Origin of the sequence: Fructilactobacillus vespulae (assembly GCF_047324295.1) — a bacterium.
GTDB lineage: Bacteria > Bacillota > Bacilli > Lactobacillales > Lactobacillaceae > Fructilactobacillus > Fructilactobacillus vespulae.
The window spans coordinates 1,220,358-1,240,492 of record NZ_CP137138.1 but is presented as its reverse complement, the minus strand read 5'-3'; the positions used below and the strand labels follow the sequence as shown (position 1 = coordinate 1,240,492).

Genomic DNA, 20,135 nt, shown 5'->3' with positions numbered 1-20,135 from the left:
CATGCCAAAGAAAAGAATTTATGAATTGGCCAAAGAATTAAATGTGCCAAGTAAAAAAATTATTACTGCAGCAAAAGAAAAAGGTTTTGATGTTAAAAACCACATGTCATCACTAGATAATAGCGAAGAAAAAACTGTTCGAGGTTTATTAATGAATAAGACTGCAAAAAGTCAATCAAATGAGAATCATAAGCAAACAAAGCAACAACCAGTAAAAAATAAAAAGACAAACACTAACAACCATTCAACCAGTACTAATAACCATGCAAATGGTAAAAATACTAATTCAGTAAAAAGTAATCAACCAAATAAGAACCAAAAACCAGCTAACAACAATAAAAGTGGGCAAGCTAAACCCAAAACCACTACTAGCACTACTGGTAAGTTTGGTGGTAGCTTGAATCGTAATACAAATGGAAATGGAAACGGTAAGAAGAAGCGTCGTAATAATCGTAACAATCGTCGTAATCCATTTGCAGGAATGTATTCAAAGAACCAAAGAATTCGCCAAAATAAAAAGAAAACCCCATCTGTTCGTAAAGATCGTCCATTGCCAGAAGTATTAACTTTTGAAGATGGAATGAACGCTCAAGATTTAGGTAAGTTACTTCACCGTGAACCAGCTGAAATCATTAAGAAGTTATTTATACTAGGAATGATGGTTAATCAAAACCAATCTTTAGATAAAGATACAATTGAGGTTTTAGCTGAAGATTATGGAATCAAAGCTGAAGAAAAACAACATGTGGATGTTTCCGATATTGATAAGTTTTTTGAAGAAGAACAACAAAACAAATCATATCAAGCACCACGTCCTCCCGTTGTGACAATCATGGGACACGTTGATCATGGTAAGACGACCTTACTTGATTACTTGAGACATTCTCACATCACTTCTGGTGAAGCAGGTGGAATTACACAAGCAATCGGTGCATACCAACTCCATCTTGATGGCCAAGATATTACATTCCTTGATACTCCTGGACATGCTGCATTTACTGAAATGCGTGCTCGTGGAGCCAACATTACAGATATCACTATCCTTGTGGTTGCTGCTGATGATGGGGTTATGCCTCAAACAATTGAAGCGATTGACCATGCTAAGGAAGCCGGAACTCCAATTATCGTTGCGGTTAACAAGATCGATAAAAATGGAGCAAACCCTAACCATGTAAAAGAACAATTGATGGCCTATGAATTAGTTCCAGAAGAATATGGTGGAGATACTATTTTCGTTGATATTTCTGCAAAGACGGGAACTAACGTTGATGAGCTATTAAACATGATTCTATTACAAGCAGACGTGATGGAATTAAAGGCAAATCCTAAACAAAATGGTGCTGGTTCAGTTGTAGAAGCAAGACTTGACCGTGGAAAAGGTCCCGTTGCTACTTTACTAGTTCAACAAGGAACTTTACGTAAAGGTGATCCAATTGTTGTTGGTGATACTTTTGGTCGAGTAAGAACTATGTCAAATGAGTTAGGACAAGAAATCGAATCAGCAACCCCATCTACTCCAGTTGAAATTACTGGTTTAAATGATGTTCCTGAAGCCGGTGATCGTTTCGTTGTATTTAATGACGAAAAAACCGCTCGTGCTGCTGGTGAAGAACGTGCTAAAGAAGCACAAATGGAAGAAAGAAAGCAAAATAATCGTGTAACACTTGATAACTTATTTGATTCCATGAAACAAGAAGATATGAAGCAAGTTAACGTAGTTATTAAGGCTGACGTTCAAGGTTCAGTTGAAGCTCTTGCAGGTAGTTTGAAGAAAATCGACGTTGAAGGTGTTAACGTTAATGTTATCCATTCATCAGTTGGTGCGGTTAATGAAAGTGATGTTGCTCTTGCTAAAGCAAGTAATGCGATTATCATTGGATTTAACGTTCGTCCTACACCACAAGCTAAAGGGCAAGCAGAAACTGACCAAGTTGATATTCGTCTTTACCAAGTTATTTACAATGCCATTGATGATGTAACTGCTGCAATGAAGGGTCAATTAGATCCAACGTTTGAAGAAGAAGTTACTGGTAGTGTTGAAGTTCGTCAAATCTATAAAGCTTCTGCAGTCGGAACGATTGCTGGGGGAATGGTTAACGATGGCTTTATTAAAAACGATAGTAAAGTTCGTTTGATTCGTGATAACGTTGTTAAGTACGATGGTGAAATTGGTAGTTTGAAGCGATTCAAAGATGACGCCAAAGAAGTTAAGCAAGGTCACGAATGTGGTATTACAATCGAAAACTACAACGATATTAAAGTTGGAGATGTTATCGAAGCTTACCGCATGAAAGAAGTTGCTCCAAAGTAACCGTTATAAATGGAGGCACAAAATGGCACAATATCGTGTAGGTAGATTACAACAAGAAATTCAACGAGAAGTTGATGATATCTTGTTAAAACGGGTTCGTGATCCACGAGTCCAAGGAGTTACGATTACTGGTGTGAAGGCAACTGGTGATTTACAACAAGCAACCATTTTTTACAGCATCTTGTCTGATGAAGAGGCTGATAAAGAAAATGTACAAAAGGGTCTAGATAAAGCTACAGGATTAATTCGTGGTGAACTAGGACACCGCTTAAGTATTTATGTAACTCCAGAAATCCATTTTGAATTAGATAAGTCAATTCAATATGGTAGTAAGATTGATGAATTAATTAATAAACTAAAGCGCGAACAATAAAACAATAACTGAGAACTTTTTGTTCTCAGTTATTTTTGCGTACATATAAATGGGGAGATTTTATGAGAACTGGAATAATTCCTTTGTATAAGCCAATGGGAATGACGAGCTTTGCTTGCGTTAGTAAAATGAGATATGTGTTTGGTCAAAAAAGAGTTGGTCACAGTGGTACATTAGATCCTAATGTCGATGGGGTTTTACCAATTTGTTTAGGACATGCAACTAAAGTAGTCGATTTATTAATGGATTCTGGGAAAATATATCGTGGTTCAATTACCTTAGGATTCTCAACGACGACAGAAGACTTAGATGGAGAAATTGTTGAAGACGATTTTGATTTTGAACCGCTAACTCAAGCGCAAATTGATGCGGGACTTTCCAGCTTTGTGGGTGAAATAACGCAAATACCACCGATGTTTTCAGCAGTAAAAGTAAATGGTCGAAGATTATATGATTACGCTAGGCATGGTGAAACGGTTGAACGGCCAAAACGAATCGCTAAAATCAGCTATTTTAAACAACTAGGAAAAGATATTATCGACGAAGAAAATAAAACCCAGACCATTTTCTTTGAAGTTGGTTGTGGTAAGGGAACTTACGTGAGGACATTAGCCGTTGATTTTGGAAAAAAATTTAATATTCCAGCGGTTATGTCACAACTAACCCGAATTAAAAGTGGTGGTTTTGACCTTTCAGAAACAGTTACGATTGATGAATTGATGGAAGCAAAAGAATCTGACCGTTTAGCACAAAAGATTTTTCCCATTGGAAAGGCTTTAACCGATTACTCACGTATTATTATTAATGATTCACAGTGGAAGCGGGTTAAAAATGGAAATTTCTTAGAAATCGACGAGGTCGAACCCAATGATGAGACGGTGTTAATTAGTTATCATAATGTTGATCGTGCGTTATACTACTTAAATCATGAAAAAAAACGTTATTTACCTTTAAAAATGTTTGACCTTGAAGGAGATTAGTTATGCAAGTAATTGATTTATCTTATCCCATTGATAGTAAAGTTAAATTTGAAGATTCAATTGTATTAGTGATGGGATTTTTTGATGGAGTTCATTTAGGGCATCAAGAAGTCATTAAACATGCCCGAAAAATAGCTAAACAAAAGGGAATAAAATTAGCTATTTTAACTTATGATCATCATCCGGCAATTGTTTACCGCAAGCTTGAAGGAAATGAAGCACGGTATTTGTCGTTATGGAATAGAAAAATGGAACTATTTCAAAGTTTAGGTATTGAAATTGTTTATAAAATTAATTATAACTTTGAATTTCAATCTCAAGCACCACAAACTTTTGTTGATGATTACTTGATTAGATTAAATGCAGAAACGGTTGTAGCCGGTTTTGATCATACTTATGGTGCTAAAAAAGCAACTATGATCGATTTGCCTAAGTATGCAAAAGGAAGATTCAATATCGTTACGGTTCCCGCAGATGTAATGTCTGGTAAAAAAATAAGTTCCACTCGAATTCGTAGAAATTTAGAAAATGGGCACTTGTTAACGGTAAATCGATTGTTAGGATATGACTTTAAGACTAGTGGAACTGTAGTTCATGGGTTAGCAAGAGGTCGAACTCTAGGATTTCCAACTGCAAATATTGAATATGATAATCGGCAGCAGGTTCCATCTGAAGGGGTTTATATCGTAACGATTAAAATCAATCAAGCTTGGTATAAAGGAATGGCATCAATTGGGAGAAATATAACCTTTGGTGATGATAATCCCGTTACAATTGAGATAAACATTTTGGATTTTGACCAAAACATTTATGGTAATCAGGTTGAAATTAAATGGCTTAAAAAGACTAGAGATGAAATTAAATATACAGGAGAGGCTGATCTAATTAAGCAATTACAATTGGACGAAGCGGAAACTAGAAAATATTTTAAAGACATTCGAAATATCAAAGCTTAATTCTTGACCTATTTTTAATTACTTGTTAATCTATAAATGTGCCTTAGCACTTCAACTGTGTGAGTGCTAAAAAGGAGTGATAAAGATGCTCACTGACCGACAAGCGATGATATTAGAATATATTATTGATGATTATTCCAAAACTGGAATTCCCATTGGATCGAAAGCTTTAGCTAATCAATTACCAATTAAGGTTAGCTCGGCTACGATTAGAAATGAGATGGCAGTCTTGAGTGACCAAAGGTTTATTGAGAAATTGCATACTTCTTCAGGACGAGTTCCATCTAACATTGGTTATCGTTACTATATCGACCATTTAGCCAAGCCTAAACCGCTTGATAAAAAGCGATTAAAGTATGTTAGTGGAATGTTAGATCAATCGTTTCAACAAATTGATGATATCGTAAGGCAATCCGCTGATATTATGTCATCGATTACTGATTATACGGCACTGACGATTAGTCCAGAGTTAGCTACTGAAAATACGATTAAACATCTTCAAATCGTTAGAATTGGGATAAATCGTTTATTAGTAGTTGTTATAATGAGTAACGAACAAGTTGAAAGTCAATCGTTTTTAGTGATGTGTGTCTATACTGATGCACAACTGGTCCAAGCAACTAATCTGTTAAATGATAAATTAGTTGGGAAAACTGCTAAAGAAGTTAACTTAGTCTTCCAATCAGGATTATTAAGTGACCTGGGTAGTTATCTTCCTGATACACAACAATTTGTTCAAACGTTAGGTTCGATTTTAGCAAGTATTGATGATGATCATTACTTTGTGGGAGGTCGGATGAATATGTTTGACCAAGTTACGGTTAATGACTTATCAAAGATTAAATTATTGGACGACCTTTTTAACAATGATACTGGAATTAATAAGTTATTAGAAAATGATTTAAAACCGATATCAGTAAAAATTGGTTCAGAGATTGAAAATGATTGGTTAAAAAACTACAGCATTATAACTGGTACTTATGATCTTGGAAATCATGGAGTTGGAAAAATTGCCTTAATTGGTCCAACTAGGATGGCTTATCCAAAGATGATTGGTGTTGTAGATGCATTCAGAAATGAGTTAAAAAAACGCATTTCGGGATACTATTATGATTATGATCAATAAAGGAGGCTTAAAATGACTAAAAAGAGTGAGAAAAAAGAAGCAAAAAAGGTTGTTGAAGAAGAGTCTCATAATGACAATAATGAAGCAAAAGACGCTGCTTTTGATGCCCAAATTGCTGAATTACAACAACAACTAGAGGATTCACAAAATAATTATCTAAGAGCTCAAGCTGAAATTCAAAATATTCAGAGAGCAAACCAAAGAGAACAAAGCGAATTAGCCAAGTATGGTTCACAAAGTTTAGCTAAGGATATTGTTCCGGTTATGGATGATTTAAAACGGGCTCTTCAAGTTAAAGTTGATAATGATAGCGGGCAACAATTGATGGATGGAATTGAGATTGTATACAAACATCTTGAAAAATCATTGAATGATAATAACATCACTGAAATTGAAGCTGATGGGGTTAAATTCAATCCTGAATTTCATCAAGCAGTTCAAACTGTTGCAGCGGATGATGATCATCCAGCTGATACAGTTGTTAAAGTGCTTCAAACCGGTTACCAAATTGCTGACCGCGTGTTAAGACCAGCAATGGTAGTCGTAGCTCAATAAAAAAATAAAAAAGTGAGGTAAAAAATAATGGCAAGTAATAAAATTATTGGTATTGATTTAGGTACAACAAACTCTGCAGTTGCAGTTATGGAAGGTGGAAAACCAAAAATCATCACCAACCCTGATGGTTCAAGAACTACTCCTTCAGTTGTAGCTTTTAAAAACGATGAAATTCAAGTTGGTGAAGTTGCAAAACGTCAAGAAATCACTAACCCTAACACCATTCGTTCAATTAAGAGCCACATGGGAGAAGAAGGTTACAAAGTTGATATTGATGGTAAGTCATACACACCACAACAAGTATCAGCTATGATTCTTCAATATATTAAAGGTTACGCTGAAAACTACCTTTCAGATACAGTAACTGAAGCAGTTATTACAGTTCCTGCTTACTTTAATGATGCCCAACGTCAAGCTACTAAAGATGCTGGTAAAATTGCTGGATTAGATGTTAAGAGAATTATCAATGAACCAACTGCTGCTGCATTAGCATATGGTTTAGATAAACAAGAAAAAGACGAAAAAGTATTAGTTTACGATTTAGGTGGTGGTACTTTTGATGTTTCTGTTCTTGAATTAGGTGATGGTGTGTTCCAAGTTCTTTCAACTAACGGTGACACTCACCTTGGTGGTGACGATTTTGATCAACGTGTTATTGATTGGTTAGTTGCAGACTTTAAGAAAGAAAATGGTATCGATCTTGGACAAGATAAGATGGCATTACAACGTCTTAAGGATTCAGCTGAAAAAGCTAAGAAAGAATTGTCTGGTGTAAACCAAACTGAAATTAGTTTACCTTTCATTGCTTCAAACGATAATGGTCCACTTCACTTACAAACAACTCTTACACGTGCTAAATTCAACGAATTAACTTCAGACTTAGTTGAAAAAACTAAGGTTCCATTTGAAAATGCACTTAAAGATGCTGGCTTAAGTACAAGTGATATTGATGAAGTTATCTTAAATGGTGGTTCAACTCGTATTCCAGCCGTTCAAGAAGCAGTTAAGAACTGGTCTGGTAAAGAACCTAACCACTCAATTAACCCTGATGAAGCAGTTGCTCTTGGTGCTGCTGTTCAAGGTGGTGTTTTAACTGGTGATGTTAAGGACGTTGTTTTACTTGATGTTACTCCATTGTCATTAGGTATTGAAACAATGGGTGGCGTTATGACTAAGTTGATTGAAAAGAACACAACTATTCCAACTTCTAAGTCACAAACATTCTCAACCGCAGCTGATAATCAAACAGCCGTTGATATTCATGTTCTTCAAGGTGAACGTTCAATGGCAGCTGATAACAAGTCATTAGGTCGTTTCCAATTAACAGATATTCCAGCTGCTCCTCGTGGAGTTCCTCAAATTGAAGTTACTTTCGATATTGATAAGAATGGTATCGTAAACGTATCTGCTAAGGATAAAGGCACTGGTAAAGAACAAAAGATTACCATTAAAGATTCAAATGGTCTTTCAGATGAAGAAATCGAAAAGATGATGAACGAAGCCAAAGCCAATGAAGAAGCAGATAAGAAGAAAAAAGAAGAAGTTGACTTAAACAATGAAGTTGACCAATTAATCTTCCAAACTGATAAGACTTTAAAGGATGTTGAAGGTAAAGTTTCAGAAGATGAAATTAAAGAAGTAAAAGATGCTGAAGAAGCATTGAAGAAAGCTAAAGAAGATGGCAACCTTGAAGATATGAAAGCTAAAAAAGATGCTTTAAACGAAAAGGTTCAAGCAGTTGCTGTTAAACTATATCAACAACAACAAGCTCAAGGTGGAGAAGAAGGAGCTGCTAACGGTGACTCATCAAAGAAAGATGATGATCAAACTGTTGACGGTGATTTCCACGAAACTAAGGATGATGACAAGAAATAGTTTAAAATAGGATTTAATAACTTTAAAAGCCCAAGCCACTTCGGTCGGCCTGGGTTTTTATTAATTTAAAAGAATTTGGAGGCTAATTAATGGCTGATAAAAATTATTATGATATTTTAGGTATTTCAAAAGATGCTTCTGACAAAGAAATTAGTCATGCATATCGTCATCTTTCTAAAAAATACCATCCAGATATCAACAAAGCTCCTGATGCAGAAGCTAAATTTAAAGATATTACTGAGGCTTACGAAGTATTAAGTGATAAGCAAAAACGTGCCAACTATGATCAATATGGGTCTGCAGATGGTCCACAAGGTTTTGGTGGTGGATCCGGAGGTGGATTCGGCGGCTTTGGCGGTGCCGGTGGTGCTGGCTATGGTGATTTCTCTGACATTTTCAGTGATTTATTTGGTGGCGGTGGTAGACGTCAACGTCAAGATCCTAATGCACCAAGACCAGGTGCAGATTTACAATACCAAATGACATTGAAGTTTGATGAAGCTATTTTTGGTAAGAAAGATAAAATCAATTACCGTAGAGAAGCTCAATGTTCTGATTGTCACGGATCGGGTGCCAAACCTGGAACTAATCCAGAAACCTGTCCTGATTGTCATGGTTCTGGAATGGTTACCAGAACGGTAAATACACCAATGGGACAAATGCAAACTCAATCTTCATGTCCACGTTGTCAAGGTAAGGGTAAAATTATCAAAGACAAATGTGCTAAGTGTGGTGGGGCTGGTAAAGTTCAAGAAAATCACCAAGTTGAAGTTAACGTACCTGCTGGTGTTGAAGAAGGTCAACAAATGAGACTTCAAGGCCAAGGGAATGCTGGTGAAAATGGTGGACCTTACGGTGATTTATACATTATTTTCAATGTCCTTCCTAGTGATAAGTTTGAACGTGATGGTTCAACAATTTACTTGAATAAGACTATTTCATTTACTGATGCGGCTTTAGGTAACGAAATAGACGTTGATACTGTATACGGTAGTGGTAAATTGAATATTCCTGCCGGTACTCAAACAGGAACTGTCTTTAAACTTAGAGGACAAGGTGCTCCTAAACTTCATAGTGAGTCTAAGGGTGATGAACTAGTTAAAATTAAGATTTCTACACCAAAGAAACTTAGTCCAGATCAAAAATTAGCATTACGTGCATTTGCTGAAGCAAGTGGATTAGATACTCCCGATGAAGAAGAAGGCTTCTTTGAAAGATTAAAGAATAAACTTAAATAAATTTAAGGAAGAGATGGATGTCTCTTCCTTATTTGTTTATTAGTAAATCCATTGGTATAATTGAGTTATATTGGTGGAATACGAATTAGAAAGTAGGTAATAAAGTGGATTATCAAAAAATGAAAGAGAAACAACAAAAAATAAGAAACTTTGCAATTGTTGCTCATATTGATCACGGTAAATCTACTTTAGCTGATCGAATTTTAGAGATGACGGATACGGTTTCTAAAAGAGAAATGAAAGATCAATTATTAGACAGCATGGATTTAGAACGTGAACGTGGAATTACGATTAAATTAAATGCCGTTGAATTAAAGTACAAGAGTAAAGATGGAACTGATTATATTTTCCATTTAATTGATACTCCGGGACACGTTGATTTTTCTTATGAAGTATCACGAAGTCTAGCTGCCTGTGAAGGTGCCTTATTAGTTGTAGATGCAACACAGGGAATTCAAGCCCAAACTTTAGCAAACGTATACTTAGCTTTAGAAAATGATTTGGAAATTTTGCCGGTTATTAATAAAGTTGACTTACCTTCAGCTGAACCAGAAAAAGTAAAACAAGAAATTGAAGACGTGATTGGTATTGATACTAGCGATGCAGTTGAAGTTAGTGCTAAATCAGGATTAAACGTTGATAAATTAATTGAAGAGATTGTTAGATTTATTCCTGCTCCCCAGGGAGATATTCAAGCTCCATTAAAAGCGCTAGTTTTTGATTCTATTTATGATGATTATCGTGGAGTAGTTTTAAGTGTTCGCCTTTACGAGGGGACCGTAAAACACGGTGATAAAATTAGGTTGATGAATAGTGGTAGTGAATATGAAGTTATTCAAGTAGGAGTTAACTCACCTCATCCAATCCCTAGAGATTTTCTAATGGCTGGAGATGTTGGATATATTACTGCCAGCATTAAAGATATTAATCAAACACGAGTGGGAGACACTGTAACTAATTCTGATCATCCAACTGACCATGCGCTTCCTGGATATCGAGAAATGATTCCAATGGTTTATTCAGGTCTTTATCCAACTGATAACGCTAAATTTGAAGACTTACGAGAAGCCTTAGAAAAATTAAAATTAAACGATGCAGCACTAGAGTTTGAACCAGAAGTTTCTCAAGCTTTAGGTTTTGGATTCCGTTGTGGATTTTTAGGATTACTTCATATGGATGTTATCCAAGAGCGATTAGAACGAGAATTCAATCTTGATTTAATTACTACTGCTCCATCGGTTACTTATCATGTTGAAATGAACGATGGATCCACTGTTGAAGTGGAAAATCCTTCAGAAATGCCGGACGTTTCGGCAATTAAGGCGATTAAAGAACCTTACGTTAAAGCAACCTTGTTGGTTCCTAATGATTATGTCGGCGCTGTTATGAAGCTTTGTCAAGCACGTCGTGGTGATTTTGTAACTATGGAATATTTAGATGATGTTCGAGTTAATGTTATTTATCAAATGCCATTATCAGAAATAATTTTTAATTTCTTTGATCGCCTAAAATCAAGCACACATGGATATGCTTCGTTAGACTATGAAGTTGACGAATATCAACAAAGTGATTTAGTTAAAGTAGATATTTTACTGAATGGTGATCGCGTAGATGCTTTAAGTTTTATTTCTCATCGTCAATTTGCGGATGAACGTAGTCGAGATATAGTTAAAAAGCTGAAAGAGATTATTCCAAGACAAAACTTTGAAATTCCAGTACAAGCTGCCATTGGTGCTAAAATTATTGCTAGAACAAATATTAAGGCCTATCGTAAGGATGTTACGTCTAAAATTCATACTGGTGACCCTGACCGTCGTGCTAAGCTTTTAGAAAAGCAAAAACGGGGTAAGAAGCGAATGAAATCGGTTGGTAAGGTAGAAATACCACAAGCAGCCTTCATGTCCGTATTGCAAACTGACGAGGAGCAAAAGCCCGGTAAATAGGTATTCTTGTCTTTGTGGAAATTATAAAATATCTATTTTGCCATCAGTTTGCCAACATTTTTTCTAATTGTTGGCAAAACTACACACTTCTAATGTTATTTTTGATACTGATTTTATCGAAAACATTGGATGTGTGTTTTTTGTAAAAAAATTGTAACTTATTACAAATAAACTATTGACAAGAGTCGGTTGCGCGCTATATAATTTTCGAGACATAATGCTTTCCCCAATACCTTTGTGTATTGATATCATATCGAAAAGCTCACCATGATGTGAACCCATAAAGTTGGACACATTATTTAGCCTTTCTAGGAGACAAGTTTTCGATATTGAATCGGAGATTTGCCTCCTAGTTTTGTTTTAATACGATAATTATTGTAATAATAAATCCAATTCCTAACGGAATTTATTAGTTCCTCTTTTGTATTAAAATTGTTTCCTATTTCAATTTTTAAAATGTGAAAAAATGATTCAATAACCGCATTATCTAAACACGTTGCTTTACGTGACATGCTTTGGGTAATGCGGTTTTTCCTTAGAAATTTATTTAAACGTTTATTTTGATAGTGAACACCCTGATCAGAATGAAAGAATCTTTTGAATTTTGTTTTAGGCAATTTTAAAACAGCTTCTTTAATTGGTGAAAAAACTGAATCAAAATCAGGATGATCACTAACACTATATGAAATAATTTCACCAGAAAACAAATCTAAAACTGGATTTAAATATATTCGTTCATTGATACTTTGATTTCCATATCTTAGTTCTGTTGTATCTGATGCTAATTTTTGAAACGGAATTGGAGTATTGAATCGACGATTCAATCTGTTTTTAAATCTTTTACCAACATTACCTTCGTAAGAATTATATCTACGTCTTTTCTTTCCGAAAACTGATGATAGAAGATTATGTTTTTTCATAATTCGAAGTACACGTTTATGGTTAACATTTTTACCAGCATTATTAAGTGCCAATGTAACTCTTCTATACCCATAATTAGGATTGTTTTCCTTAATCTCTTTTATTAGTTTAATTATATTTACATCTTTGTTTATTGAATGCGATGAAATCGCGTAATAATAGTTACTTCTAGGTAATTTAACGGCTCTTAAAATGAAACTTAAACTAACCTTGAATTTACGCCTTAAATCATCAATTACCATTACTTTTTCTTTGTTTGTTTTTGATCTAAGGCTTTCAGTTTTTTTAGATATTCATTTTGAATTCTAAGCATTAAATTTTCTTCTTCAAGTTGCTTCAATCTTTCATCTTTTGATAATTTAGTTTGTTTTGTTATCTTGTTTTTAGTCATTTTGGGATTACCTCGTTTTCTTGATAATCCGATTATACCTAATTCATCAAACTGATGTTGCCAAAAATAGATAGTACTTTCAGAATGTATTTTAAATTTATTGCACAATTCCGATAAAGTAGAATTATTTGAATTTTTATATTTCAATACTTTAATTTTAAATTCTAAAGAATACTCTATTTGATGACGATTTTTACAACTAATCATGCTGAAATTTTTGTTTTTAATTCTATTAATCCATACTAATATAACCGATTTTGAAACATGGTACTTTTGGGACAACGTAGTTGACCCAATTCCGTTAAAATATTCTTCTATAATTTTATTTTTTACTTCGTAATTTATTCTTGGCATAACAAAAACCCCACAAGTTAGATTATTGTCCAACTTGTGGGGTTCACATCACCATCCTATTTGATGGAGGGCTTTTTACTTTAACTAAGTTATTTGTAAATTAATTTATTAGTTAGACTATAAAAATAGTCAATTAATTTTAAAATAGTGATGGAGGAGATTAAATTGGAAAACTTTCAAGGAAATTTTGTGATTATTTTAGGCTTTTTAGGCGAATGGTTTCTTTTTTCGTTTCCACTGTTGCAGGCATTTTTAGAATTAACGGAATATCAAGAAGTTATTTCAAGCTTTAAAAAAGTAGGTAAAAATTATCATAAAATATCACCATGGTTTTGGATAATTCCACCACTTAAAATTTATCTGGAAAGAAAAAGACTAAAACAAATAATTAGTGATGCTGATTTCTCACTTGTTAATAAAAAAGAATTAAAAAGTTTTGAATTGAAAGCCATTGCTTGGTTCTATGTTTCTATGGCTGGTGCTTTTAATGGAATCGGAAAAACTGGTGAATTAATCCATCATTTTGGGTTACATCCAGCTACATTATTATTTTGGGTAATTAACTGTGTAATGTTAATTTTAGGAGTTATGCACGTTATTTTACGAATGAGAATCCTAAGAAATACTAAATAAAAAGACTTATTTTGAGATATATGAAGTGAACCCCATAAATTGGAGTGAATTTCTAAGCTACTAATTGGCTGGTATGTTCCCGGTATTTTACCGGTGACATACCGGCCAATTTTGTTTTAATACGATGTTTATTGTAATAATCTACGTAATTTGTAATGGCAGATTCTAGCTCTTCGTAGTTTTGGTATTGATAATTGTGAACCGTGCCAACTTTAAGAATGTGAAAGATACTTTCAGCTACCGCATTATCTAGGCATGTGGCCTTGCGGCTCATGCTTTGGAAAACGCGAGCTTGTCGCAAAATATTCACGTACCTAAAGTTCTGATACTGAAACCCTTGATCCGAATGAATTGTCATACGGTATGGTAAGGATGAACATCTTGCCACTAATCGTTTAAGGGGTCGTGTGACAAAGTCTACCGTTGGTCTACGACCAATGTTCCATTCAAGAATTTCTCCATTATAAAGGTCCATATAAGCTGTAAAGTATGCACGTTCGTTGATCGTTTGATTACCCCAACGGACCTCCGTTACATCAGTAACGATTTTTTGAAATGGACGATTCGTTTTAAAACGACGATTTAAACGGTTATGGGTAACTGTACCTACAGTTCCTTTATAAGAGTTATACTTTTTCGTTCGTCGATTGAATGCCTGACAAAGTAGATTATTTTCACGCATAATACGAAGTACTGCCTTGTGATTAACGATGATTCCCTTATTTTTAAGCGCTAAAGTCACTGTTCGGTAACCGTAATCAGGATTTTCCAAACGAATACTTTTAATCTCATCAACTAACGTTGATGATCCTGATTGATATTTACGATGAAGTGCATCGTGGTAACTGCTGCTCGACATGTGTACTGCTTTTAAAGCTACAACTAATTTAACATTGAATTTACGCCTTAGCTCAGTTATTAGCTGGGCTTTTTCTTTGTTTGAGATTTTTTCTGTGCCAAGGCTTCGAGTTTTTCCAAGTATGCTACCCGAAATCGTAAAAGCTCGTTTTCCTCCTGAAGTTGTTTCAATGTCTTAGATTGTTTAGATTTATCTGTCATTTTTAAAGACCGTCCTTTATATGGCTTAAGACGTCCCTCAATCAGTTTTCGTTCCCAGTCCCAAACTATCATCGGTTGTTTCAATCTGAAATGGGTTGCAGTTGCTGGATATGAGGCATGATGTTCTTGTCGCCATTTGATAACTTTGATTTTAAAGGAATAGTCATAAAATGTCTTCCTCCGACAATTTTCTAATCCTTGATCGCCAAAAATTTTAAATAGATTGAGCCACTGATAAATCGTCGCAGTTCCTTTGATACCATACTTTTTCATAAGTAATAGGGACGAAGTTCCCTGTAGATATTCACTTAAAACTTGTTTCTTTATTTTAGCTGAAAACATAATAAAACCCCCTGAGTTTTGGATTTACTCCAACTCAGGGGGTTCACTTCATATAACTCAAAATAAGTCTTTTTTAGTTTAAAACTTTATTTAATAAAAGTGTTTTTGTGACGTTTGTTAAAAGTTTCAAAGAAGAATAGTACTGTTCCAATTAACGCAGTTACTAATAATGAAATTGTGTTTTGGTTAAAGATTTGATCATTGTAATATAACATTTCTCTAACACCTTCATACAAGAATCGCATTGGAAGCCATGGAAGAACCCAATCTTGATAGAAAGTAGGTAGCATTTCCGGGGCTACAATTAGAAGTGGTAAACCAAAGAATAGGAGGATACCGAAGATTGCAAGACCAGGGATACCTAGCCAAGAAATGAATCCTGAGAATAACATAATGAAGGCGAAACTAGCAATTGATAAGAAAATACTTAAATTAGTGGGGCTAGAAAAATCATATCCTAGAATTGTATTAGCATAAAATGTTGCCGTAAATCCAATCATTGCTGAAATAACTGCTACTAAACCAATTACTGTTAACTTGAAGTTTAAAACATCTTTTTTGTGTCTTGGTTTGAATGATTTACTTGCAAAGTAGAATAGTAAGGTTACAACTAAACTAGCAATCCAAATTGGTTGGAAGAAGACTGAAGTTGCGTTTTCTAAATTAGTAGTTTTATGAACGGTTTCAGTATTGATTTCAAATGGGTTAGCTAGCACAGTTGCTTTTCCCGCAGGAATGTTAACGTGCATGCTATCCATTTTATTAAGCATGTTTGCTCCAATTCCGGAAACAATCTTAGTAAACATACCGCTTAGAATTTGGGTAATACTGGTAGAAAGAGTATTGTTTCTACCTTGATTGATAATTAATTTAACTTTAATTGGTTGACCAGTTTGGGGTAATTTAGCCATATCTGTACTTAGATTTTTAGGAATTATAACAGTTGCATAATCGCCGTTGAAATTAAGTGCTTTTTTGGCGTCACTAGCATTTTGGTACACGTGCCATTTAAACATTGGTTGGTCTGAATGAGCAGCCTTAGTTTTATTATCTAATACTTTTTTAGTCAGTTGATTACCAACTTGACCACCATCTTCATTAACAATTCCAATTGGAATGTTTTTCATAGTTGATTTTGCAGATGGAATCTGAGCAAATGACATTATTAATGTGATAATTAATCCGGCTAAAACTGCAAAAGCAAAAAATTTATTCTTTAAAATTCTTTTCATAATGAATCCCCCTTTATAAATGAAACACTTAGTTGCTTTTTATCTGTAACTAAGAATATACTAGAATGGAGTTTTATGTAAGAATCAAAATGGTGCAATATGTCGCATTTTAGAAAGAAGAGAAGCAAATGGGAAGTTATGAGAGAAAAATTAATCAGACTGATTCAAAAATTCAAACTTCATTTCTCCAACTTTTGCAAGATTATAATTTAAATGAAGTTTCAATTAATGATATTTGTAATCAGGCAAGTATCAATCGATCGACTTTTTATCGTCATTTTGAAGATAAGTATGAATTACTAGAGATAATTGAGGCAGATTTAATTAGTCAATTATCTTCAATTTCGAAAAGCAAAATAGAAAGTAGTACTAGCTTTTCAGAATTAGCTAATAATTTGGAGAACTATGTTGATATTTTATTAGATGTTATTCAAGATAATTACGAAAAATTGGCGATTTTGTTAAGTAAAAAGGGTGATCCTAATTTCCATAGTATTTTGAAACAATTGTTACAGAGTAGAATGGAAGAGAGTTGGAATAGTGTTGATCGCCAAATTAAACCAAATACCAATGGAATTGACACTAAATTAGCAATCGATTTTATTGTAGCCTCTGACATGGCAATCATCGAATACACGATTAATAATCCAGAGATTGAACACAATCAAATAAAAAGAACTTTTTCACAACTGTTGATTAAAGGACCATTAAGTACATTATATGATTCAGTTAATAAAGGAGAAAAAGATGAGTTTAAATAGAAAAGAACAAATTAATACAAAAGAAGAATTAAAAGCAAATTTTGATTTATCAGAACTTACTATGGATGAAATTGCTGGTGACTTAGGCACAACCAAGCAGCATTTAGCAGATGTTTTTGCATTAAATTCAAAAAGAATTGAAGAACCTTGGATTTTAAGAGATTATCTTAACGATAAAATTATTAAAAGTGGGAAAAAACCAATTCCCTATACAAAGTTAGTTGGCAGTCCAGCCAATTACTTTTTTCTAGATTTGGAATTTATTCAAAAGGGCATTCTATTGAAATAATGTATGTTACAATTTGTTAATAACGTTTTGAAACTAAATAAGACATTAGGTCAAACAAAAACAATCTTATTAACTATATTTTTTGCTTAAGTATATTTTTTAAATAAGTTTTAGATAAATAGTGGAATGACTTTATTAATTATCACAAATGTTTTATAATTGAGTTGTTACACATTTCACATACGTAAATGTGATTTATATTTAAAAATTTAGGAGAGATATTATGGCACTTAATGATTACTTTACAGGCGTTCAACACGTTGCTGTTCCAGCAACTGATTTAGATGAAACAATTGCATTTTACGAAAAATTAGGTTTTGAAAATGCAGGCGTATTTATGTATAACGATGCTCGTTGTGCATTTATGAAATATGGTAATTTAGTAATCGAAACTTGGGAAGGCGACGAAACTGCTAAACTTGATGGAGCAATTAATCACTTCTCATTAAATACAACTGATGCAGATGCTGCATTAAAAGAAGCTAAAGCTATGGATTTAGATCTTATTGATACTGAGATTCAAACTCGTCCTTTCTGGGATAAAGGGATTCGTTTCTTCAATATTTATGGACCAAACCATGAAAAAATTGAATTCTGTGAAATTGTAAAATAGAGTTTAATTAAAGCAAGCATCTTACAAGTGCTTGCTTTTATTTTTCAATCATACTTGCCATTTTTTGCCAGCTCCAGTACTATTAAATATAATATTTGTAATTAGATCGAAATTAGAAAATGGAGGATGATAATGTGTTAGCTACGACTAAACAATTTTTACGTAAAAATGGTTATCATTATAAAAAAAGATATATCAGACCACTAATTACTCCAGATAGTGTTTATATTTTCAGATTTGGTAAGGAAAAGTTGAATAATCGAATTATTCTTCGCTATGGTCATGGATGGACGGGTAGACAAAAAATCAAAGAGATTGATTTACGTTTGCACAAGCAAAAACATCCACGAATTTTTAAAACCGAACGCAGTTTGTTGAAATATTTGCAAACTCATTTAGAGGTCCACGAAGAAAAACTGCACGAAGAAAAAATGAGAAAATTAGGTCTTGATAAGTAAATAAATGCATCCTTATTAGGATGCATTTTTTGTAATTATGATAAAAGAGGTAAAAATGGATTTAATTAAGATGAAAGTTATTACTACTAATGAGGCAGTTGAAGCTGTTTCCAACATTTTAATGGAACAAGACGCTCAAGGAATTCAAATTGAAGAAGGTAATAATAAAGTTAACGTAATTACGTATTTTCCAAGTAGTACGGATATTTTAAAAATACAAAAGCTAGTAACGGCCAAAACACAGGCACTTAAAGAATACGGATTAAATCCAGGAGAAGCCAAAGTAGTCATTAATGAGGTTAAACAAAGCGATTGGGCAAATAAATGGGAATCATATTATCATGTTGAAAGAGTAACTAGATTTTTAACTGTGGTACCTGCCTGGGAAGATTATCAACCTGAGACTGGTGATCAAATATTAATAAAACTTGATCCCAAAATGGCATTTGGAACCGGTACTCATCCAACTACCAAGATGTCAATGCAAGCTTTAGAGAATGTTATTCGCGGTGGAGAAAAAGTTTTTGACGTGGGTACTGGGTCAGGCGTTTTAAGTATTGTTGCTCAAAAATTAGGTGCAGGAAAAATTAGAGCATGGGATAATGATCCCGTTGCAATTGAATCAGCAGCAAAAAACCTTGAATTAAATGATGACGTTCATGATATTGATCTGGGTGTTAATAGTCTGCTAGATGGGATATCTGATAAAGCTGATGTAGTAGTAGCGAATATGTTAGCAGAAGTTTTACTACCTTTAATTCCTCAGGTTAACGAAAGACTAAATAAATCTGGTAAGTTAATTCTAGCTGGAATTTACGCTGACAAATTGAATGATATAAAACTTGCTTTGGATGAACAAAATTTTGTGATTGAGCAAATTAGTGAATTAGGTAACTGGCGTTCTATAGTTGCTATTAAAGGAGAATAAATTGCAACATTACTTTTTAAATGAATCATTAGAAATTGGCAAACAAGTTGAATTACCGGATGAAATCAAAAAACATTGGATTAGAGTTATGCGAGCTAAAGAAGAAGATGCAGCAGAGTTTGTTGATGATCAACAGCAACTTTTTTTAGGTGAATTAATTAATTCAGAAGACGGAACAGTTGAGATTTTAAAACAAATAAATAAAGATGTTGAAATGCCAATTAATGTAACAATTGCTTGTGGATTATCTAAAAATGGTAAGGCGGAACTAATTGTTCAAAAAGCAACAGAATTAGGAGCCCACCAAATTGTGTTTTTACCAATGGATTGGTCCGTTGCCAAATGGAATCAAAAAGCAAATAAAAAAATTGAAAGACTACAAAAGATTGCTAAAAGTGCCGCGGAGCAGTCGCATCGAAATGTAATACCAAATATTAAGTATTTAAATAAGTTGGAAGATTTAACAGATTTGAATTTTACTCAAAAAATAGTTGCTTATGAAGAATCTGCTAAAGAAGGCGAAAGCAGTAAATTAGTACAAGTGCTTCATGGATTAGGAAATAACGATAATTTATTAGCACTTTTTGGACCAGAAGGTGGAGTTTCTCCAGAAGAAATTAAGAAATTAAGCAAATCTGGTTTTACCAAAGTTGGATTAGGTCCAAGAATATTACGAACAGAAACTGCACCATTTTATCTATTAAGCGCGGCCTCTGTACTTTCCGAACTAAAGCAAGTATAATTGTAATTAAACTGTCATAATAACGAACTAAAACAACCGTAACTAAAATAATGTA

21 protein-coding genes are annotated in these 20,135 nt (G+C 33.8%); 16 read left to right on the top strand and 5 right to left on the bottom strand.

All coding sequences use genetic code 11. The features are described 5' to 3' along the window. Position 1: 1 nt before the first annotated feature. The 9 genes from infB to lepA all read left to right on the top strand — a co-directional run bounded on the left by infB (position 2) and on the right by lepA (position 11,357). Positions 2 to 2,311 carry a translation initiation factor IF-2 gene (gene infB, locus R4B61_RS06190; protein ID WP_413627393.1) on the top strand — a complete coding sequence of 770 codons (2,310 nt, stop codon included), beginning with the start codon at positions 2 to 4 and terminating at the stop codon, positions 2,309 to 2,311. A gap of 22 nt (positions 2,312 to 2,333) precedes the next feature. After that, positions 2,334 to 2,684 carry a 30S ribosome-binding factor RbfA gene (rbfA, locus tag R4B61_RS06185; RefSeq protein ID WP_413627392.1) on the top strand — a complete coding sequence of 117 codons (351 nt, stop codon included), beginning with the start codon at positions 2,334 to 2,336 and terminating at the stop codon, positions 2,682 to 2,684. 62 nt (positions 2,685 to 2,746) lie between these two features. Further along, positions 2,747 to 3,664, top strand: coding sequence for a tRNA pseudouridine(55) synthase TruB (gene truB / locus R4B61_RS06180; protein WP_413627391.1), 918 nt, complete (start codon positions 2,747 to 2,749; stop codon positions 3,662 to 3,664). A 2-nt stretch (positions 3,665 to 3,666) separates the two neighbouring features. Then, a complete protein-coding gene (ribF, locus tag R4B61_RS06175; RefSeq protein ID WP_413627390.1) occupies positions 3,667 to 4,620 on the top strand; it encodes a riboflavin biosynthesis protein RibF in 954 nt (317 codons plus the stop codon). Positions 4,621 to 4,705: 85 nt separating this feature from the next. Beyond that, positions 4,706 to 5,746, top strand: coding sequence for a heat-inducible transcriptional repressor HrcA (gene hrcA / locus R4B61_RS06170; RefSeq protein ID WP_413627389.1), 1,041 nt, complete (start codon positions 4,706 to 4,708; stop codon positions 5,744 to 5,746). A gap of 12 nt (positions 5,747 to 5,758) precedes the next feature. Then, a complete protein-coding gene (grpE, locus tag R4B61_RS06165; protein WP_413627388.1) occupies positions 5,759 to 6,301 on the top strand; it encodes a nucleotide exchange factor GrpE in 543 nt (180 codons plus the stop codon). A 27-nt stretch (positions 6,302 to 6,328) separates the two neighbouring features. Continuing rightward, positions 6,329 to 8,176 carry a molecular chaperone DnaK gene (dnaK, locus tag R4B61_RS06160; RefSeq protein ID WP_413627387.1) on the top strand — a complete coding sequence of 616 codons (1,848 nt, stop codon included), beginning with the start codon at positions 6,329 to 6,331 and terminating at the stop codon, positions 8,174 to 8,176. A gap of 89 nt (positions 8,177 to 8,265) precedes the next feature. Then, positions 8,266 to 9,414 carry a molecular chaperone DnaJ gene (dnaJ, locus tag R4B61_RS06155; RefSeq protein ID WP_413627386.1) on the top strand — a complete coding sequence of 383 codons (1,149 nt, stop codon included), beginning with the start codon at positions 8,266 to 8,268 and terminating at the stop codon, positions 9,412 to 9,414. Positions 9,415 to 9,518: 104 nt separating this feature from the next. Next, complete coding sequence (gene lepA, locus R4B61_RS06150; RefSeq protein ID WP_413627385.1) at positions 9,519 to 11,357, top strand: translation elongation factor 4; 1,839 nt, start codon at positions 9,519 to 9,521, stop codon at positions 11,355 to 11,357. Positions 11,358 to 11,665: 308 nt separating this feature from the next. On the opposite strand, the gene R4B61_RS06145 is transcribed toward lepA, so the two are convergent. Further along, positions 11,666 to 12,520: an IS3 family transposase gene (locus tag R4B61_RS06145; protein WP_413627384.1), complete on the bottom strand. Its 855-nt coding sequence runs from the start codon at positions 12,518 to 12,520 to the stop codon at positions 11,666 to 11,668. Next, positions 12,520 to 13,023: a helix-turn-helix domain-containing protein gene (locus R4B61_RS06140; protein WP_413627383.1), complete on the bottom strand. Its 504-nt coding sequence runs from the start codon at positions 13,021 to 13,023 to the stop codon at positions 12,520 to 12,522. Before R4B61_RS06140 ends, R4B61_RS06145 begins: the two co-directional genes overlap by 1 nt. Positions 13,024 to 13,188: 165 nt before the next feature. On the opposite strand from R4B61_RS06140, the gene R4B61_RS06135 reads away from it, so the two are divergent. Continuing rightward, on the top strand, positions 13,189 to 13,656 hold the full coding sequence (locus R4B61_RS06135; protein WP_413627382.1) for a hypothetical protein: 468 nt from the start codon (positions 13,189 to 13,191) through the stop codon (positions 13,654 to 13,656). A 52-nt stretch (positions 13,657 to 13,708) separates the two neighbouring features. On the opposite strand, the gene R4B61_RS06130 is transcribed toward R4B61_RS06135, so the two are convergent. The 3 genes from R4B61_RS06130 to R4B61_RS06120 form a co-directional block, all read right to left on the bottom strand. Next, on the bottom strand, positions 13,709 to 14,602 hold the full coding sequence (locus R4B61_RS06130) for an IS3 family transposase (protein ID WP_413628263.1): 894 nt from the start codon (positions 14,600 to 14,602) through the stop codon (positions 13,709 to 13,711). Then, positions 14,575 to 15,057 carry a helix-turn-helix domain-containing protein gene (locus R4B61_RS06125; protein WP_413627183.1) on the bottom strand — a complete coding sequence of 161 codons (483 nt, stop codon included), beginning with the start codon at positions 15,055 to 15,057 and terminating at the stop codon, positions 14,575 to 14,577. Before R4B61_RS06125 ends, R4B61_RS06130 begins: the two co-directional genes overlap by 28 nt. A gap of 86 nt (positions 15,058 to 15,143) precedes the next feature. Next, on the bottom strand, positions 15,144 to 16,289 hold the full coding sequence (locus tag R4B61_RS06120) for a YhgE/Pip domain-containing protein (RefSeq protein WP_413627381.1): 1,146 nt from the start codon (positions 16,287 to 16,289) through the stop codon (positions 15,144 to 15,146). Positions 16,290 to 16,417: 128 nt separating this feature from the next. On the opposite strand from R4B61_RS06120, the gene R4B61_RS06115 reads away from it, so the two are divergent. From R4B61_RS06115 to R4B61_RS06090, 6 genes are all read left to right on the top strand, one after another. Then, positions 16,418 to 17,050 carry a TetR/AcrR family transcriptional regulator gene (locus R4B61_RS06115; protein ID WP_413627380.1) on the top strand — a complete coding sequence of 211 codons (633 nt, stop codon included), beginning with the start codon at positions 16,418 to 16,420 and terminating at the stop codon, positions 17,048 to 17,050. Beyond that, complete coding sequence (locus R4B61_RS06110; protein ID WP_413627379.1) at positions 17,037 to 17,339, top strand: DUF2316 family protein; 303 nt, start codon at positions 17,037 to 17,039, stop codon at positions 17,337 to 17,339. Before R4B61_RS06115 ends, R4B61_RS06110 begins: the two co-directional genes overlap by 14 nt. A gap of 223 nt (positions 17,340 to 17,562) precedes the next feature. Further along, positions 17,563 to 17,952 (top strand): VOC family protein, encoded by a 390-nt coding sequence (locus R4B61_RS06105; protein WP_413627378.1) that lies wholly within the window; start codon positions 17,563 to 17,565, stop codon positions 17,950 to 17,952. A gap of 119 nt (positions 17,953 to 18,071) precedes the next feature. After that, positions 18,072 to 18,410, top strand: a complete 339-nt coding sequence (locus R4B61_RS06100) for a hypothetical protein (RefSeq protein WP_413627377.1) — start codon at positions 18,072 to 18,074, stop codon at positions 18,408 to 18,410. A gap of 55 nt (positions 18,411 to 18,465) precedes the next feature. After that, positions 18,466 to 19,338 carry a 50S ribosomal protein L11 methyltransferase gene (gene prmA, locus R4B61_RS06095; protein WP_413627376.1) on the top strand — a complete coding sequence of 291 codons (873 nt, stop codon included), beginning with the start codon at positions 18,466 to 18,468 and terminating at the stop codon, positions 19,336 to 19,338. A 1-nt stretch (position 19,339) separates the two neighbouring features. Further along, positions 19,340 to 20,080: a 16S rRNA (uracil(1498)-N(3))-methyltransferase gene (locus R4B61_RS06090; protein ID WP_413627375.1), complete on the top strand. Its 741-nt coding sequence runs from the start codon at positions 19,340 to 19,342 to the stop codon at positions 20,078 to 20,080. Positions 20,081 to 20,135 lie beyond the last annotated feature (55 nt).

Coding starts and splice junctions, on each gene's coding strand:
- infB (WP_413627393.1), top strand. CDS start 2: ATGCCAAAGAAAAGAATTTATGAATTGGCCAAAGAATTAAATGTGCCA.
- rbfA (WP_413627392.1), top strand. CDS start 2,334: ATGGCACAATATCGTGTAGGTAGATTACAACAAGAAATTCAACGAGAA.
- truB (WP_413627391.1), top strand. CDS start 2,747: ATGAGAACTGGAATAATTCCTTTGTATAAGCCAATGGGAATGACGAGC.
- ribF (WP_413627390.1), top strand. CDS start 3,667: ATGCAAGTAATTGATTTATCTTATCCCATTGATAGTAAAGTTAAATTT.
- hrcA (WP_413627389.1), top strand. CDS start 4,706: ATGCTCACTGACCGACAAGCGATGATATTAGAATATATTATTGATGAT.
- grpE (WP_413627388.1), top strand. CDS start 5,759: ATGACTAAAAAGAGTGAGAAAAAAGAAGCAAAAAAGGTTGTTGAAGAA.
- dnaK (WP_413627387.1), top strand. CDS start 6,329: ATGGCAAGTAATAAAATTATTGGTATTGATTTAGGTACAACAAACTCT.
- dnaJ (WP_413627386.1), top strand. CDS start 8,266: ATGGCTGATAAAAATTATTATGATATTTTAGGTATTTCAAAAGATGCT.
- R4B61_RS06145 (WP_413627384.1), bottom strand. CDS start 12,520: ATGGTAATTGATGATTTAAGGCGTAAATTCAAGGTTAGTTTAAGTTTC.
- R4B61_RS06140 (WP_413627383.1), bottom strand. CDS start 13,023: ATGCCAAGAATAAATTACGAAGTAAAAAATAAAATTATAGAAGAATAT.
- R4B61_RS06125 (WP_413627183.1), bottom strand. CDS start 15,057: ATGTTTTCAGCTAAAATAAAGAAACAAGTTTTAAGTGAATATCTACAG.
- R4B61_RS06120 (WP_413627381.1), bottom strand. CDS start 16,289: ATGAAAAGAATTTTAAAGAATAAATTTTTTGCTTTTGCAGTTTTAGCC.
- R4B61_RS06115 (WP_413627380.1), top strand. CDS start 16,418: ATGGGAAGTTATGAGAGAAAAATTAATCAGACTGATTCAAAAATTCAA.
- R4B61_RS06110 (WP_413627379.1), top strand. CDS start 17,037: ATGAGTTTAAATAGAAAAGAACAAATTAATACAAAAGAAGAATTAAAA.
- R4B61_RS06105 (WP_413627378.1), top strand. CDS start 17,563: ATGGCACTTAATGATTACTTTACAGGCGTTCAACACGTTGCTGTTCCA.
- R4B61_RS06100 (WP_413627377.1), top strand. CDS start 18,072: ATGGAGGATGATAATGTGTTAGCTACGACTAAACAATTTTTACGTAAA.
- prmA (WP_413627376.1), top strand. CDS start 18,466: ATGGATTTAATTAAGATGAAAGTTATTACTACTAATGAGGCAGTTGAA.